General features: G+C 33.7%; 11 protein-coding genes. All 11 read left to right on the forward strand.

The features are described 5' to 3' along the window. The first annotated feature begins 143 nt into the window (after positions 1–143). Positions 144–1,529: a glucoamylase family protein gene (locus tag U5A88_RS05235; RefSeq protein WP_451962947.1), complete on the forward strand. Its 1,386-nt coding sequence runs from the start codon at positions 144–146 to the stop codon at positions 1,527–1,529. A gap of 229 nt (positions 1,530–1,758) precedes the next feature. Then, on the forward strand, positions 1,759–3,111 hold the full coding sequence (locus U5A88_RS05240) for a glucoamylase family protein (protein WP_354204400.1): 1,353 nt from the start codon (positions 1,759–1,761) through the stop codon (positions 3,109–3,111). Positions 3,112–3,132: 21 nt separating this feature from the next. Next, entirely contained in the window at positions 3,133–3,927 is a 795-nt protein-coding gene (locus tag U5A88_RS05245; RefSeq protein ID WP_354204402.1) for a carboxylesterase family protein, read from the forward strand. Then, positions 3,920–6,175: a beta-glucosidase BglX gene (gene bglX / locus U5A88_RS05250; RefSeq protein ID WP_354204404.1), complete on the forward strand. Its 2,256-nt coding sequence runs from the start codon at positions 3,920–3,922 to the stop codon at positions 6,173–6,175. Before U5A88_RS05245 ends, bglX begins: the two co-directional genes overlap by 8 nt. A 57-nt stretch (positions 6,176–6,232) precedes the next feature. Next, a complete protein-coding gene (locus tag U5A88_RS05255; RefSeq protein ID WP_354204406.1) occupies positions 6,233–7,114 on the forward strand; it encodes an alpha/beta hydrolase in 882 nt (293 codons plus the stop codon). A 3-nt stretch (positions 7,115–7,117) separates the two neighbouring features. Next, entirely contained in the window at positions 7,118–8,767 is a 1,650-nt protein-coding gene (locus tag U5A88_RS05260) for a sulfatase family protein (RefSeq protein ID WP_354204408.1), read from the forward strand. Positions 8,768–8,813: 46 nt separating this feature from the next. Then, complete coding sequence (locus U5A88_RS05265) at positions 8,814–10,025, forward strand: PHP domain-containing protein (protein WP_354204410.1); 1,212 nt, start codon at positions 8,814–8,816, stop codon at positions 10,023–10,025. Positions 10,026–10,072: 47 nt separating this feature from the next. Beyond that, a complete protein-coding gene (locus tag U5A88_RS05270) occupies positions 10,073–11,725 on the forward strand; it encodes a solute:sodium symporter family transporter (protein ID WP_354204412.1) in 1,653 nt (550 codons plus the stop codon). Between the two features lie 40 nt (positions 11,726–11,765). Then, positions 11,766–13,358 carry an NAD(P)H-hydrate dehydratase gene (locus U5A88_RS05275; protein ID WP_354204414.1) on the forward strand — a complete coding sequence of 531 codons (1,593 nt, stop codon included), beginning with the start codon at positions 11,766–11,768 and terminating at the stop codon, positions 13,356–13,358. A gap of 151 nt (positions 13,359–13,509) precedes the next feature. Then, positions 13,510–15,750: a GH92 family glycosyl hydrolase gene (locus U5A88_RS05280; protein ID WP_451962950.1), complete on the forward strand. Its 2,241-nt coding sequence runs from the start codon at positions 13,510–13,512 to the stop codon at positions 15,748–15,750. Between the two features lie 151 nt (positions 15,751–15,901). After that, on the forward strand, positions 15,902–18,133 hold the full coding sequence (locus U5A88_RS05285) for a DUF4838 domain-containing protein (RefSeq protein WP_354204416.1): 2,232 nt from the start codon (positions 15,902–15,904) through the stop codon (positions 18,131–18,133). The last annotated feature ends 342 nt before the right edge of the window (positions 18,134–18,475 follow it).

Genomic DNA, 18,475 nt, shown 5'->3' on the forward strand with positions numbered 1-18,475 from the left:
AAATTTACTTAATGTAATTAATCTTTTACTTGTCATTCCGACGAAGGAGGAATCCCATTAAATTGTCTTAGATTTTAATTCAAGATATTTCTCTACCTGATGTTTAGTTTCAAGATGATAATTAATAGAAAACACTATAAACTATGAAAACAATTAACCAACTATTTATAATATTCCTTTTAAGTTTTCTATCCTTTTCGTGCAAAGAAAAAGCACAAGAAGGAATAGATGAACTAAAAACTAATATGAGCAAACAAATGGTTGAATTTAATCTTACAGCAGAAGATGAAACATTATTAGACAAAATCCAAAAGCAAACTTTCAATTATTTCTGGGAAGGAGCAGAACCTAATTCTGGATTAGCTCGTGAACGTTTGCACATGGACGATATTTATCCCACATCACCAAAAAATACGGTTACCATTGGAGGTAGTGGATTTGGTCTAATGGCTATTTTAGTTGGTATTGAGCGAAATTTTATAACAAAGGCAGAGGCTTTTGACCGTTATGTGAAAATTGTTGATTTTCTTGAAAAAGCAGATCGATTTCATGGTGCATGGCCACATTGGTTAAATGGAGAAACTGGAAAAACATTAGCGTTCAGTAAAAAAGACAATGGAGGCGATTTAGTTGAAACTGCCTTTTTAGTCCAAGGACTGTTAACTGTTGCTGAATATTTTAGAGAAGGTAATGATGTAGAAAAAGAATTGGTAGCAAAAATAGAACAGCTTTGTAATGAAGTGGAATGGAATTGGTACACCAAGGGCGAAAACGTATTGTACTGGCACTGGTCACCAGAATATAAATGGGAAATGAATTTTCCTGTGGGAGGTTACAACGAAGCTTTAATTATGTACATTTTAGCGGCAGGTTCACCTACACATGCTGTTAAACCTGAAGTATATCACAAGGGTTGGGCAAGAAATGGAGATATTGCTAAAGACACGGTTTTTTACGGTTTAGAAACCGAATTGGATCATTATGAACATGATAAATCACCTGTTGGGCCACTTTTTTGGGCACATTATTCGTATTTGGGAATGAATCCAAAAGGATTAAAGGACACTTATGGCGATTACTGGAAATTGAACAGAAATCATGCGTTGATTCACTACAAGCATGCTATTGAGAATCCTAATAATTTTAATGGATATGGTGAGAATTTTTGGGGCTTTACCTCAAGCTATTCAATGAAAGGATATGCAGGACATAGACCCGATAAGGATATAGGTGTGGTTTCACCAACTGCCGCACTTTCTTCATTTCCTTATACGCCAAAAGAAAGTATGCAAATGTTAAGACATTTATATAAAGATATGCCTGAATATATTGGTAAATATGGCCCTTATGATGCCATAACCTTAGAACATGATTGGAAAACAGTAAGATATCTGGCTATTGACCAGGGTCCTATTCCAGTGATGATTGAAAATTATAGATCTGGATTATTATGGGATTTGTTTATGAAAAATAAAGAGGTACAAAACGGACTAAAGAAATTAGGTTTTACAAGTCCGTATTTGGAGTAAAAAAGATCGGCAGTTAAATACATATCAAAATATATTGTCATAACTCTGAAAATTAATACATTATCGAAATTCTTATGTCGGTTCGAGCGGAGTCGAGAACTAAATCAAAACTATAAATAGGTTTCGACTCCGCTCAACCTGACATCGTTATAAAGATGGCTCATAGAACAATTACGGCACAAATAAAATTAAAAAAAACAGTATCCACAGTATCATTTCTAATAAAACAATGAAATTAAAATCAATACTAATATTAATTACTGTAATTCTACTCTCGTGCAAAAAAGATGATTACGTCTATGAACCACCTAAGCCACCAGATCCATTTCCAACATTGAGCGATGAAGAGATTATGGACTTGACCCAAAAAGAAACCTTTAGGTACTTTTGGGATTTTGCCCATACAGCATCTGGAGCAGCTAGGGAACGTTATCATCCAGGAAATCCTTCAAACGATGCCAATACGGTTACTTCTGGAGGAACGGGTTTCGGACTTATGGCTCTGGTTGTTGGTATTGAACGCGGTTATATTACCAAAACTCAGGGTGTGGAACGTTTCAATAAAATTTTAACTTTTTTAGAAAATGCTGATCGTTTTCATGGTGCATGGCCACATTGGTTAGACGGTAATAGTGGTTCAGTAAAACCTTTTAGTGCTAAAGACAATGGGGGAGATCTCGTTGAAACTGCCTTTTTAGTGCAAGGTCTAATTTGTGTAAGGGAATATTTTAAGAATGGGAATGATGAAGAAAAAGCACTGGCTACCAAAGCAGATGAATTATGGAAAGGTGTTGAATGGAATTGGTACACCAATAACAAAGACGAATTGCTTTGGCATTGGAGTCCAAATTTTGGTTTTGAAATAAACTTAAGACTAAGAGGCCATAACGAAACAATGATTGCTTATATTTTGGCCGCGGCCTCACCGGACTATACCATTACCAAAGAAGTATATGAAAAAGGTTGGGCCAATGAAGGAGCTATAAAATCTACTGCTTCACAATATGGATATCCTTTGGTTTTAAAACATGCAGGAGCTCCACAATTTGGTGGGCCTTTATTTTTTTCCCATTATTCTTTTTTAGGTTTAAATCCAAAGAATTTATCTGATCAATATGGTAATTATTGGCAATTAAATGTGAGCCATTCAAAAATCAATTACCAGTATTGTGTGGGGAACCCTAAGGGTTTTCGAGATTATGGAAAAGAGTGTTGGGGCTTAACGGCAAGTTATACTAGGAAAGACGATGGCGGAATAGGTTATAAGGCTCATAAACCAAACAATGATTCTGGGGTTATTTCGCCTACAGCAGCAATAAGTTCTATTCCTTACACACCACAAGAATCTTTAAAAGCGATGCACTATTTTTACAAACATAAAGATAAGTTATTAGGACCTGCTGGATTTTACGATGCTTTTAGTCCTCAACACAATTATTGGGTGGCAGAAGCTTATTTGGCTATAGATCAAGGTCCCCAAATTATTATGATAGAGAACCATAGAACGGGTTTATTATGGAATTTATTTATGCAAAATAGTGATATTAAAAAAGGATTGGATAAATTGGGATTTAATTATTAATACTGTGATAAAAATTAAATTATGAAACATAAAAATTACGTTTGGATTTTAGCATTGCTTTTTGCAACAAGTGTGTTTGCACAACATCAGAAGGAATATGTAAAAGAATATTTAGTTGAGGGAACAGACACACTTAAATTAAGAGTATTATACCCTAAAGATTTCAAAAAGACTGAGGGTTATCCTGTGGTTCTATTCTTACATGGGGCTGGTGAACGAGGTAATGATAATAAGAAGCAATTGATTCATGGTAGCAAAATGTTTGTTGATTCAATTGAAAAGCACCCTGCAATAGTAGTTTTTCCACAATGTCAACAAAATGATTTTTGGGCTAATGCTACAGTTGATAGAACAACTCAACCTATTGCTCTGAAATTCCCTAAAGACAGTAAGCCAACCAAAGGATTGCATTTAGTAATGAGATATTTGGATGAGTTGGTGAAAAATCCATATATAAAGAAAGATCAAATTTATGTTGGTGGATTATCAATGGGAGGTATGGGTACATTTGAATTGTTAAGTAGAAAACCAGAACTATTTGCTGCCGCTTTTGCCATTTGCGGTGGCGGAAATGCAGAATTGGCAGAAAAATACGCTAAGAGTACTGCAATGTGGGTTTTTCATGGAGCAGAAGATAATGTAGTGAATCCGCAGTTGTCAGTAGATATGGTTTCAGCATTATTAAAATATGGAGGAAAACCAAATTTTAACTTGTATAGTAAAGCAAACCACAATAGCTGGGATGCTGCTTTTGCTGAACCAGAGCTATTATCTTGGTTATTTTCAAATATAAAAAACAAAAATACAGATGAATAAATTGAAATTAATTAACATCTTTTCTTTAGTTGTCGTTTCGTTATTTTTTATTTCCTGTCAAGGTCAAAAAATAACGGCCACTCAAACGAAATTATCGATCGATCAGCGAGTTGATTCTTTAATAAAATTAATGACGTTAGAAGAAAAAATTGGCCAAACAGTAATGTATAGTGGCGGTTGGGATAAAACGGGCCCCACAGTAAGTTCAGATAATAAAAAGTATATACGTCAAGGTAATGTGGGTGCTATGCTTAATGTATACTCTGTTAAGGGAACAAAAGAATTACAAAAAATTGCAGTCGAAGAAACAAGATTGGGAATTCCTTTGTTATACGGTTATGACGTTATTCATGGGCATCGTACTATTTTTCCTATTAATTTAGGTTTAGCTGCAAGCTGGGATATGGATTTAATTGAAAATAGCTCTAGAATAGCTGCTGAAGAAGCTTCTGCTGAAGGCATTCATTGGACTTTTGCTCCAATGGTTGATATTGCACGTGACCCAAGATGGGGGCGAATTTCTGAAGGTGCAGGGGAAGATGTTTATTTGGCCAGTAAAATTGCAAAAGCGTATGTTAAAGGTTTTCAAGGTGATGATTTATCAGAACACAATACCATTTTAGCTTGTGCCAAGCATTTTGTGGGTTACGGTGCTGCTCAGGCAGGCAGGGATTATCACACCGTGAATATGGGTGAAGGCGAATTGCGGAATGTCTATTTGCCCCCGTTTAAAGCCGCAATTGATGCAGGCGTGGAAACCTTTATGACTGCTTTTAATGAGGTAAATGGTGTGCCAGCTTCAGGTAGTAAGTTTCTATATCGTCAAATTTTAAGGGATGAATGGGGTTTCAAAGGTTTTGTAGTTTCAGATTATACTGCTATAAATGAAATGATACAACACGGTTTTGCAAAAGATAGTACACATGCCGCTATGTTAGCCATGAATGCAGGTATTGAAATGGATATGATGGGTAGTGTTTACAGAAAATATTTAAAAAGACTAATTGCCGAAGGCAAAGTAGATGAAGCTACTATAAATGAGGCTTGTAGATTGATTTTAAAAGCTAAATTTGATTTAGGCCTTTTTGAAGACCCTTATCGTTACAGTAATAAAAAACGTGAAAAAGAAATAGTATATAAAAAAGAATTTTTAGAAGCCGCTCGCCATGCAGCTGCCGCATCATCGGTTTTATTAAAGAATGAAAATAGTGCTTTGCCATTGTTAAATGATAAAACCATTGCACTTATAGGACCATTAGTTAAGGATAAAGAAAATATAATTGGTAATTGGGCTGCGGCAGGTGATAGAACAGGAAAAGCAAAAAGTATCTATGAGGGGGTTTTAGAGCATACGGATAAAAATAAAGTGCTTTATGCTCAAGGTTGTGATATAGAATCTAACGATAAAAGTAAGTTCGACGAAGCTATTGCCATAGCCAAAAAGGCAGACAAAGTAGTGCTGGTAATGGGTGAAGATTACGATATGAGCGGTGAAGCGGCTTCAAGAACTAATATTAAATTACCGGGTGTACAAACTGAATTTATAAAAAAAATCAGAGATGCTGTGCCTGATAAACAAATTGTATTAGTGTTAATGAATGGTCGTCCGCTAGATTTATCGACTGAAGATACTTTGGCAGATGCTATTTTAGAAACTTGGTTTCCGGGAACTTCGGGCGGACTGGGCGTAGCCGATGTGCTGTACGGAGCGTATAATCCATCTGGAAAATTAACCGCTACTTTTCCAAGAAATGTCGGGCAAATTCCTATCTATTACAACATGAAAAATACAGGCCGTCCGATAAACCCTAAGAACCCAAAGGGCGACTATAAATCATTTTATCAAGATGTTCCTAATTCTCCGTTATACGCTTTCGGACATGGATTGAGTTATACCACTTTTGATTATGAGAATTTACAATTATCAGCTAGAGAAATTTCATTTTCTGATAAGTTAACTGCAAGTGTAACCATCACTAATACAGGAAATTATGATGGACATGAAGTAGTACAACTTTACATACATGATAAAGTGGGTAGTGTTACACGTCCTGTAAAAGAACTTAAAGGTTTTGAAAAAATATTTCTTAAAAAAGGAGAAAGTAAAACTGTAAATTTTACATTGTCAGTTGAGGATTTAAAATTCTACAATAGTGAAATGAAATTTACTGTAGAACCAGGAGAGTTTGAAATTGCTATTGCCGGAACGTCTGATTTTGAGTTTAAAGATGGATTTGTGTTGAAATAGATTTGTACTATTGACCTCAGAGGTTTTCAAAACCTGTGAGGTCGTCAAAATAAAAGTGTGAAAGAAATAATATCAATTATAAGTTTTCTAACAGTTATTACTATAACTGCACAAACGAAAACTACACATTCGTATGCGATAAAGGGTAATGATACCCTAAAATTAGATGTTTATACACCTAAAAATATAGAAACGACCGATACGCTTCCAACATTATTATGGATGCATGGTGGTGGTTTTGCTGGAGGAACAAGAGATAACCCGGCAGAACAAAAACTAGCGGAATATGCTACTCAACATGGGTTTATTGGAATCTCAATTTCCTATCGGTTACTTAGAAAGGGTAAAGCAACGGGTTTTGGTTGCAACTGTCCTAAAGAAGAAAAACTAAGCACATTTAAAAATGCTGTTGAAGATTATATGGATGCTGCCTTGTACGTTGTAAATAATAAGGAAAAGCTTCATGTCAACTCTGACAAAATTATAGCGGGTGGCAGTAGTGCTGGAGCAGAAGGTATTTTAAATGCTGTTTTTATGCGTGAACACTTTATTAATAATCTTGAAAAATACAAGTCGGTAAAATTTGCAGGAGTATTTTCGTTAGCTGGGGCAATGGTAAATGCCAATTATATAACAAAAGAAAATGCCATTCCAACTGTACTATTTCACGGTACGGATGATAATTTAGTCCCTTACGGCACTGCACCCCATCATTATTGTAGTCCTGAAAAACCAGGTTACCTAATCTTGGACGGTTCGGCGACAATAGTTGAAAAGTTAAATGAACTTGATGAGTCTTACTATTTTTACAGTGTTATGGGTGGTAAGCATGAAATGTCAGGTGTTCCTTTTTACGATTTAGACAATGTATTTGAATTTTTTGACCAAACAATTTTAAACGATAAAATTGTACAGACCAAAAAAATAATCAAAAAATAAGTTATGCGTAAGTTATTGATTTTAATAATTTTAATGTCATTTACTTTATCTTGTGGTAAAAGTAAAAAAAATAATAAATCCCAAACTGAAAAATCCAAAAGGCCAAACATTGTTTTTATTATGGCCGATGACCATGCCGAACAAGCTATAAGTGCTTATGGACACCCGGTAAGTAAACTGGCACCAACACCAAATATTGATAGAATAGCTGATGATGGTGTAATCTTCAAAAATAACTTTAACACCAATTCCATCTGTGGGCCAAGTAGGGCTGTTATTTTAACTGGTAAACATAGCCATATTAATGGATTTAAAATGAATGGTAACCGATTTGATGGTAATCAAGTTACCTTGCCTAAATTATTACAAAAAGAAGGTTATCAAACTGCAATTGTTGGCAAATGGCACTTGCACGGCTATCCGCAAGGGTTTGATTATTGGAATATTATCCAAGACCAAGGCAATTATTACAACCCTAATTTTATACATAATGGTGATACTACTCTTATAGATGGATATGCAACGGATATTATTACCGATTTAAGTTTAAAATGGCTGGACGAAAATTCAAAAAAGGAAAAGCCGTTTTTTATGATGATACACCACAAAGCTCCGCATAGAAACTGGATGCCGGCACCTAGGCACATGAACTTGTATGATTCCGTAAAATTCCCAATGCCCGATAGTTATTTTTCTAAACACGAGGGACAATTATCTGCACAATTACAACAGCAGACCATTTATAAAGATATGTACGAAGGGCACGATTTAAAAATGACAAAGATAAAGGGATCGCCCGAACTGGCACACAATCCTTGGAAAACCGATTTTAACAGAATGTCTCCCGAACAAAGGGCAGCCTGGGACAAGGCCTATCAACCCAAAAACGACGCGTTTCACGATGCAAACCTCAGCGGTAAAGAGTTGGCGGCATGGAAATACCAACGGTATATGCAAGAATACTTAGCTACCATAAAATCGGTTGATGAAGGAGTGGGTATGGTGTTAGATTATTTAGATGAGCACAACTTATCCGAAAACACAATTGTAGTTTATACTTCAGATCAAGGTTTTTATCTTGGTGAAAAAGGTTTTTTTGATAAACGCTACATGTACGAAGAATCATTAGCTATGCCATTGTTAATGAAGTACCCAAAAGGCATAACTAAAGGAACTTTTATTAAGGCACTAACGCAAAATTTAGATTTTGCACAAACCTTTTTGGATTATGCCCAAGCTGAAGTTCCTACTGATATGCAGGGTAAATCCTTAAAACCACTATTAGATGGTAAGATGAATGATGAAGATTTTAGAGATGCTATTTATTACCATTATTACGATTTTCCCGCATTCCACATGGTACACAAGCAATATGGTGTAAGGACAAAACGCTATAAACTCATTCATTTTTATGATGATATTGATTCCTGGGAATTGTATGATTTAAAAACAGATCCAAGTGAGAATAATAACCAAATTGACAATCCTGAATACAAACAGGTTAAAGAAAATTTATTAATTACTCTCGATTCATTACAAAAAGTATATAAAGTCACTGAAGATAATCTTAAACAAACCCCAAAAGAACGAGTAGAAAGAGCATATAAGCAATTTAAAAGATTAAGGGGAGAAGAGCCAAAGATTGATTTTTAATCATATTTATGTACATTAGTAGTTTTTAAAAAAGAAATCAACCAACATGAAAACCACTCTAAAAATTAAAAACGTAACTATATATTTATGCGTTTTGGGTCTTATTCTTTTTATCTCTTGTTCAAAACAAGAAGAACCAATTAAAAAATGGTTTAAAGGTAATTTACATGCACATTCCTATTGGAGTGATGGTGATGATTTTCCTGAAATGATTATGGATTGGTACAAAACAAATGATTACGACTTTACAGTACTTTCAGACCATAATACATTAAACGAAGGCGATAAATGGATAACTATATCTAGCAAAGAATATCTTCAGCAGGGATTTAAAAAGTATTTGGAAAAATATGGAGAGGACTGGGTAACCCATCGATTAGATAGTGCTGATAATATTCAGGTAAAGTTAAAAACGTATGCCGAATACGAGCCATTATTTAAAGATGATAATTTTATTATGATACCCTCAGAAGAAGTCACTACAGGCTTTGAAGGTAAGCCAATTCATATTAATGCTACCAATATTCAGAAAAAAATAACTCCGGTAAAAGGTGACACTAAAGTTGAGGTAATACAAAATAATATTGATGCTATTTTAGCACAGCGTGCAGCACTCAATGTGCCAATATTACCACACATTAATCATCCTAATTTTGGTTTTGCCCTTACTGCTGATGATTTTGTTCAATTGAACAACCTGCATTTTTTTGAAGTCTACAACGGACATCCCGCTGTATTTAATGAAGGTGATTCAACACATTTAAGCACAGAACAGATTTGGGACATAGTTAACACCGCTTATGCCCAACAAAACAAACCTTTGCTATATGGAATAGCAACGGATGACAGCCATCATTATCACCAATTTGGAAAAAAGTATAGCAATGCTGGCAGGGGATGGGTTATGGTGCAATCTGATAGTTTAAAAACATCTAATATTATTTCTGCTATGGAAGCAGGAAATTTTTATGGTTCAACAGGGGTAGTACTGGATGAAATAAATTTAGAAAAAGATAAATTGAATATAAGAGTAAAATCAGAACCTAAAGTAAACTACAAAATTGAGTTTATTGGAGTTTCTAAAACAGATAAAAAACCAAAGATTATAAAATCTGTTGATGGTTTTGAAGCATCCCTTACCTTAGATGATAATTATTTGTTTGTAAGAGCTAACGTAATTTCCGATAAAACTAATAAAAACTTTTTTGATGAAGATGAGTTTGAGAAAGCTTGGGTTCAGCCTGTATTGCTAAAATAAAAGAGATTTATTTAAATAATAGTTTTTAATTCGCCATTACTTAATATATGATAAGTATTATTTCATTTGTGGGATTTACCGCATTAGTAGCAATTATTTCTTATTACGCTACGCGTAAAACAGACGAAAACACATCTGACGGATACTTTTTAGGAGGTAGAAGTTTAACGGCCGGGGTTATAGCTGGGTCCCTATTACTGACTAATTTATCTACAGAGCAGATTGTAGGTTTAAATGGCTCATCCTACACAAGTGGTTTGTCCGTGATGGTATGGGAAACATTGGCGGCAATAGCAATGATAGTAACAGCATTATTTTTATTACCTAAATATTTAAAAGACGGTTTAACTACCGTACCACAGTTTTTGGCCAAACGTTTTGACGTAACTACAAAAACGTTAACTTCGGTTTTGTTTTTATCGGGCTATGCAATTGTTTTACTTCCTGTAATATTATACTCTGGTTCATTGGCTATTAGCGGTATGTTTAACATTCCAGATCTATTGAGTGTTTCTCATACAGCTTCTATTTGGATATGTGTTTTTGGTATAGGTATTATTGGGTCTATTTATGCCATTTTTGGCGGTTTAAAAGCCGTTGCTGTTTCTGATTCAATTAATGCTGTAGGTCTATTAGTTGGTGGTATTTTAATTCCAATTTTCGGTTTGATGTATATTGGTGACGGGAGTTTTTTAGAAGGATTAACAATATTAACAACAGAGAATCTTGATAAATTTAATTCTATCGGTGGACCAACAGATCCAGTACCATTCTACACTATTTTTACGGGTATGATGTTGGTACAATTATTTTATTGGGGTACCAATCAGCAAATAATTCAAAGAGCATTGGCGGCTAAAAATTTGGCAGAAGGCCAAAAAGGATTATTGTTAGCGTCATTCATTAAAATATTAGGGCCGTTGATTGTGGTTTTACCTGGAATTATCGCTTATCATATCTTTCAAGGAAGTTTAGAAAATGCCGATCAGGCCTATCCAATGCTTGTAAACAAAGTATTACCCACAGCCTTAGTTGGTTTTTTTGCTGCGGTATTATTTGGTGCAATTTTAAGTTCGTTTAACTCTGTATTAAACAGTTCGGTTACTTTATTTGGTATTGATATTTACAAGCAACATTTTAATAAAGAAGCTAATGAGAAAACTGTAGTAAAATATGGTAAAACGTTTGGGATTGTTTTGGCCATCGCTGCAATGCTAATTGCACCACTAATAGCCAATGCAGGGAGTTTGTTCGATTATCTACAAGAAGTGAACGGAATATATAGTATTCCAATTTTAAGCATAATCGTGGTGGGTTATTTGACGAAAAGAGTACCGGCAATAGCGGCTAAAATAGGATTACTTTCAGGGTGTTTACTTTATTGCCTTAGTCAGTTTTATTTAAAAGATAAATTTATAGATAAAGCTATGGCAAAAGCATCATCTTCAGGCATAACCGATACTGCTGAATTAGCCTTAATTAAGGCACAAGCATATCCACATTTTTTGGATATGATGGCTATTTTATTTGTTTTCAATATCATTATAATGCTTATTATTGGTAAAATTTACCCTTCAAAAAAACCGTATATACAAGAATACACCAAGCAGGTCGATATTACGCCTTGGAAATATGTAAAAGTAGCAGGACTGTTTATAGTACTCTTGGTAGTCGGAATTTATATTTACTTTGCTGGCTAGTTATTTATTACTTATTTTTATAGAATAAATATAATGTAAAATGCCAAAAATTCTTTCCGTAAAACAATTGTACGAAGCAGATAAAGTTACAGTACAAAAAAACAACATAAGTTTTATCGACTTAATGGAGCATGTTGGTACGTTGTGCTTTCAATGGATACACCAGAGATTGCAAGGCGGTCAAGTTAACATTCAGATTTTTTGTGGTACAGGTAATAATGGAGGTGATGGCTTGGTGATTGCCAGGCATTTAAAACAGCATGGGTATAATGTGAAAACACATATTATAAATTGTGGTAATGAACGTTCAGAAGTGTTCTTAAAAAATTATGATAGATTAAAAGAGATTGGTGTTTGGGCTGAAATGATAACTTGCGAAAGTGAACTACCTCAACTATCTGAAAACGATATGATTGTAGATGCTATCTTTGGTTTAGGTTTAAGTAGAAAACCAGAAAATTTAATTAAAGAAGTAATACAACATATCAATGCTTCTAATGCTTATGTGTTGTCAATAGATTTTCCATCTGGTTTATATGCGGAAAAAGCGGTTACAGACACTGAAGCAGTTGTTAGAGCTTATCATACATTAACTTTTCAAACACCTAAATTGGCATTTTTATTACCTGAAAATAAAAATTACACTCAAACTTGGGATGTGTTGAATATTGGTTTGGATACCGAATATATTTATAATGCTAAAACTGATAATTACTTAATTCTAAAAGAGGATATAAAACCTATTTACCGTTTTAGAGAGCAGTTCTCTCACAAAGGTGATTTTGGTCACTCTCTGATTGTAGGTGGTAGTTTTGGTAAAATAGGTGCAGTAACACTATCCTCAAGAGCAGCACTTTCCATCGGGAGTGGACTGGTAACGTCTCATATACCAAATTGTGGTTATCAGGTTATACAAACCTCTATTCCTGAGGTCATGGTTGAAGTTGATGGCGAAAGCGAATTGCATAACTTTAAAACGAATGTGCAACCATCGGTAATTGGTATTGGAATTGGTATGGGGACAAAACCGGAAACCGCAAAAGGTTTTGAAAATTTTTTAAAAAGAAATACTGTTCCTTTGGTTTTAGACGCTGATGCTATTAATCTTTTATCAAAAAATAAAGAATTACTTACGTTACTACCAGAAAACTCGGTTTTAACACCACATCCTAAGGAGTTTGAACGTTTAGTAGGCAAATGGAAAAACGATTATGACAAGCTAAAAAAGTTGCGTTCACTTTCTAAAAAACATAAACTGATTATAGTCTTAAAAGGAGCTTATTCGGCCATTGCCCATGAAGGTGAATTGTATTTTAATTCATCTGGAAATCCAGCATTGGCCACGGCTGGTAGCGGTGATGTACTAACAGGTGTTATTACTGGATTAGTCGCACAAAAATACCATCCGTTTGAAGCAGCTTTGCTTGGTGTATTTTTACACGGAAAAACGGCTGAATTAGCTATGCAAACTAAAGTTTATGAGACCTTTACAGCTTCTGACAGTATTGACTACCTGTCATCTGCTATTTTAGATTTATTAAAGAAAGAGCAGCCAATAATTCAGCAAAAAGAAGAGGAGTCTGCAAATAATGAAAACACAAAAGATGATGAAGATAATGAAATGTATATATAAGCTGAATATAGATTGATAATGTACAAGATTTTTTATTAAAATCTAGTTGTTGATAACTGCCTAATAATTCTTCAATAAAGATTGATTTATTTTGATATTTTTGCCGCAAATTAAATGCTAACCTGTACAATTACAGATAATAAGAAAAGTAATGTTCTCCTTTGTAAAAATATTGAAAATTAAAAGATACACCTTCTTTTTACTAATACTTTTTATCGGTTTCTCATCCGTTGCACAACGCCCTGTAGATTATGTAAATCCATTTATTGGTACTTCTAACTTTGGGGCTACTAATCCTGGAGCTATTGCCCCCAGAGGTATGGCAAGCGTATCTCCTTTTAATGTTGCTGGTAGGCAAAATAGTTTAGAAAAAGATAGTAGATGGTTATCAAATCCATACGTACATGAAAATGAATTTTTGACAGGATTCTCACATGTTAATTTAAGTGGAGTAGGTTGTCCGGATTTAGGAGTAATAATTACAATGCCTACGGTTGGAGACTTGGAAATTGATCATTTAAAATATGGCTCAACGTATAAAAATGAAATTGCAAAAGCAGGTTATTACAGTACCATATTATCTAATTCTAATGTTAAAGTTGAAACTACCGCTACAACGAGATCGGGAATAAGCAGATATCATTTTCCAGCTGGTAAGGCAAATATACTAGTTAATCTAGGATTGGGGTTAACCAACGAACAAGGCGGAATGATTAAAGCTGTTTCTCCAACCGAAATAGAAGGGTTTAGAACAGTAGGTAGTTTTTGCTACTATAAACCTGAGGAAACTTATCCGGTTTATTTTGTAGCTAAGGTTAATATGGCTTCAGATGAGTTTGGAGTTTGGAAAAAGCCTAGGACTGAAACTGGTGTTGAAGCACAATGGATGGGGTATAACGGTAAAGATAGATTCTATAAAAATTATTATAAAGAGGTAGTTGGAGATAGTATTGGTGGGTATTTTTCATATAATTTTGATAAACCTACAAATGTGGAATTGAAAGTAGGGATATCATATGTTAGTATAGAAAATGCACGAGAGAATTTAGAAAGAGAAACTTCTAATTTATCCTTTTTAGAAATTTATCATCAAACGGAATTGGAGTGGAATAACTTGCTTTCTAAAATTACGGTAGAAGGTGGTTCAAAAGATGATAAAACAGTTTTTTACACAGCTCTGTACCATACGCTAATCCATCCTAATACGTTAAATGATGCTAATGGTGAATATCCAAAGATGGGTACAAGAGAGACATTAAAAACCAGCGGCACGCGATTTACAGTATTTTCGTTTTGGGATACCTATAGAAACTTACATTCGCTAATGTCTTTGGTATATCCAGATCAACAATTGAACATGGTAAATAGCATGCTTGATGTTTACGATGAAAGCGGATGGTTGCCCAAATGGGAATTAAATTCGACAGAAACCACAACTATGGTAGGAGATCCTGCCGGTATTGTACTTGCTGATACTTACTTGAGAGGCATTCGTGATTTTGATATCAACAAGGCCTATGAAGCTATGGTAAAGAGTGCAGATCAAATCAATAATAATCCGTTACGTCCAGGACTAAAAAACTATATTGAAAAAGGATATTTAGTTGCTGGTGAAGGTGGTTCAGTATCAACTACACAAGAATATAATATTTCAGATTTTGCCATTGCCCAACTGGCTCGCGTTCTTGGTAAAAAAGAAGATGAAGCTAGATTTAGAGAGCGTTCAATTTCTTACAGAAATTTATTTGATAAAGATTATAAATTATTACGCCCTAAAAATGCCGATGGTACTTGGTATAGTCCGTTTGATCCTACCAAAGGAGCCAATTTTGAGAAAAACGTGGGTTTTATAGAAGGTAATTCATGGCAATATACGTTTATGGTAAGTCATGATACCCCAGGTTTAATTAAGTTAATGGGCGGTAGAAGAGCATTTACAAATCAATTGCAAGAAGTTTTTGATAAAAAACATTTTGACATGGCTAATGAACCAGATATCGCTTATCCATATCTGTTTAATTATGTTAGAGGAGAAGAGTGGCGTACACAAACTATGGTTGATGCCTTAAGAAGATCTTATTTTAAAAATTCACCCGATGGCTTACCCGGTAATGATGATACTGGAACGATGTCCGCATGGATTATTTACAGTATGATGGGTATTTACCCTGTAAGTCCCGCTGATCCAATATATACATTTACTACTCCCGTCTTTGACAAGATAACTATTGAATTGGACCCTAAATATTATAACGGTAGAGTACTCGTTATTGAAAAAGAAGGTATGGGTAATATCAAAGAAATTTTATTAAATGGCGAAGAACATAAAGGTTACTTTATCAACCATTTTGAATTGGTGAATGGCCACAGGCTAAAGTTTATGTTGGAATAATTTTTAAGTACCTATTCTTATTTTTATTGCATTTGTATTCTTAACAATGCTGGGTTATTTATAACTTTGCGTTTGTTATTGGTCGATAAGTTTGTTATTTAATAGTTAAGTTACTTATTTTTGACATAAGTATCCTCTAAAAGTATTAAAAATGAGTAACTTCAAGTCCTTTCTCGTAATTTTATCAAGTATCTTTTTGATTTCGTGTGTAAATGGTAATATAGATTTAACCAAAAATGGAAAATCGAATTATGAAATTGTTTATACAGGAAATGCGACGGAAAGCCAACACAAATCTGCTGAAATACTCAAAAACTATATCTATAAGATTAGTGGAGCGGATATAGCTATAGTTGACGAAAGTTCTCAAAGTGCGGATATATACAAGATTTATATTGGTAACGTAAATGATGAGAAGTTAAACCCTCATCAATTATCAATACAATTAAAAGATAAAAATATATTTATTGATGGAGGCTCTGATAAAGCCATTCAGAATGCAGTTTATATTTTTATCGAAGAGTTTTTAGGAGTTAAATGGTATTCGCCAACTGTTGAAAAAATACCGTTAACAAAAACAATTACACTACCAAATACTATAAATTATAATTACGAGCCAGAAATTACAACACGCACAGTACATTCAAGACTTTTTTATAAAAATCATGAATTTGCTAATAGGTTAAAAGTTACCAAAGAGGCTTTTCCAACTTATGTGCCAAAAGCTAGGGTACATACCTTTCATAGATTTATTCCAGAAGAAAAATTTTATAAACAGCATCCTGAATATTTTGCATTGAGAGGAGATAAAAGATTACCTACTCAATTATGCCTGACAAATAATAATGTTTACAACATTGTTAAAGATTCCATTGCCTCTTTGTTCGCTAAAAACCCAATTGCAAATGTAGTTTCAGTAAGTCAAGATGATAATACGCAATATTGCCAATGCGAAAATTGTGCAAAAATTGATAAAGAAGAGGGGAGTCCTGCTGGTTCAATGATTCGTTTTGTAAATAAAATCGCAGAAAATTTTCCAGATAAACAGATTTCAACATTAGCATATCAGCATACTAGAAAACCAAGTAAAACTAAGCCTAGAGAGAATGTATTGATAACACTTTGCTCTATTGAATGTGATAGAAGTGCACCCATTACAGAAAAATGTAATGATTTTGCTGAGGACCTAATAGGGTGGAGTAAGTTAACAGACAATATTCGTATTTGGGATTACACTACGCAGTTTACTAATTTCCTAGCACCTTTTCCAAATATAAAAACATTACAGCCTAATATTCAATTATTTAGAGATAATAATGCAAAATGGATTTTTGAACAACATAGCAATAACCCAAGTGAGTTATTTGAATTACGTTCGTACATAACGGCAAAATTATTATGGAACCCTGATTTAAATGTGGATGACCTAATCACTGAATTTACTAATGGTTATTATGAAGAAGCAGGCGTTTATGTTAAAAAATATGTAGATTTAATTCACGCTGAGTTAGAAAAACATCCTGATTTCTTTTTATTCCTTTATGGCGATCCATCTCAGGCTTTCGATTCTTACTTAAGCCCTGAACTATTAGAGACTTATAAAGGTTATTTTGATGATGCTGAAAAAGCGGTTGCTTCAAAACCAGAAGTATTAAAAAGAATTAAAGAAGCAAGGTTAAGTACTGACTATGCTATTTTAGAAGCTGCAAAAAAGGATTTGACAACTGAATTTTCTTTGGTTACTGAGGTTAAAGAAAAAAGAGCTAATCCTTTTATTCAAGAAAAATTAGAAAATTTTTACAGCACCTGTAAAAATGCCAATATTACATTAATGAACGAAATGGGCTTTACCGTAGAAGAATATTACCATTCGTACAAAAAAACAATTGAAGTAGCCGTAAAACCTAATATTGCTAAGGGTAAAAAAGTTACCTTACTTACTAAACCCAAAAAATATGCCAATGAAGATCCGCAGACATTAACTGACGGGGCATTAGGTGGTAATAATTTTTATGCCAATTGGTTGGGTTTTGAAGGTAATGACCTAGTGGCGGTTATAGATTTAGATTCTGTACAATCTATAAGCTCAATTTCAACAGCATTTTTGCAAGTTACCAATCATATTGTATTTTTTCCAAAAGAAGTAACTTATTATGGTTCTATTGATGGCAAAAGTTATATGGCTATTGGAGAGGTTAAAAATCAAAGCCCATTAAAAAAGAATAGTAAAGTAAACGATATTCAGTATTTTAATTTAAAAGTCAAACCAACAGAAGTACGGTTTGTTAAAATTCATGCAAATAGTCATAAAAATGCTCCTTATTGGCATCATGGTGCTGGGTTACCTTCATGGATATTTGCGGATGAGATTATAATTGATTAATCTTAATCAATTAATTGTAATTAAAATATATAAAACAATCATTTTTTTTATTACTACGCAACTATATGCCTTGTTCATCATCTTGAGAATGTAATATTAGGTAAAAAGTCAGTAGAGTTAACTTAATTACCTCACTATTAATAGTTTAAATATTTTTTTTATTTTAATTCTATTTAAAGAATAAACAATGTTACTCATTATGTTTAAGTTAATTTTATGCGTTGTACAGGTTTTAAAACATGTTGTTGGTCGAAATAATAGTCTTTCTAAAGGTTTTTTTATATTTTTGCTTCTGTATTAACTCAATATATTAACTCAAATAAATTAATTATGATTCAAAAA

The sequence above is a fragment of the Aureibaculum sp. 2308TA14-22 genome (assembly GCF_040538665.1).
Lineage (GTDB): Bacteria > Bacteroidota > Bacteroidia > Flavobacteriales > Flavobacteriaceae > Aureibaculum.

Coding starts and splice junctions, on each gene's coding strand:
- U5A88_RS05275 (WP_354204414.1), top strand. CDS start 11,766: ATGCCAAAAATTCTTTCCGTAAAACAATTGTACGAAGCAGATAAAGTT.
- U5A88_RS05280 (WP_451962950.1), top strand. CDS start 13,510: ATGTTCTCCTTTGTAAAAATATTGAAAATTAAAAGATACACCTTCTTT.
- U5A88_RS05285 (WP_354204416.1), top strand. CDS start 15,902: ATGAGTAACTTCAAGTCCTTTCTCGTAATTTTATCAAGTATCTTTTTG.
- U5A88_RS05245 (WP_354204402.1), top strand. CDS start 3,133: ATGAAACATAAAAATTACGTTTGGATTTTAGCATTGCTTTTTGCAACA.
- bglX (WP_354204404.1), top strand. CDS start 3,920: ATGAATAAATTGAAATTAATTAACATCTTTTCTTTAGTTGTCGTTTCG.
- U5A88_RS05265 (WP_354204410.1), top strand. CDS start 8,814: ATGAAAACCACTCTAAAAATTAAAAACGTAACTATATATTTATGCGTT.
- U5A88_RS05235 (WP_451962947.1), top strand. CDS start 144: ATGAAAACAATTAACCAACTATTTATAATATTCCTTTTAAGTTTTCTA.
- U5A88_RS05270 (WP_354204412.1), top strand. CDS start 10,073: ATGATAAGTATTATTTCATTTGTGGGATTTACCGCATTAGTAGCAATT.
- U5A88_RS05260 (WP_354204408.1), top strand. CDS start 7,118: ATGCGTAAGTTATTGATTTTAATAATTTTAATGTCATTTACTTTATCT.
- U5A88_RS05240 (WP_354204400.1), top strand. CDS start 1,759: ATGAAATTAAAATCAATACTAATATTAATTACTGTAATTCTACTCTCG.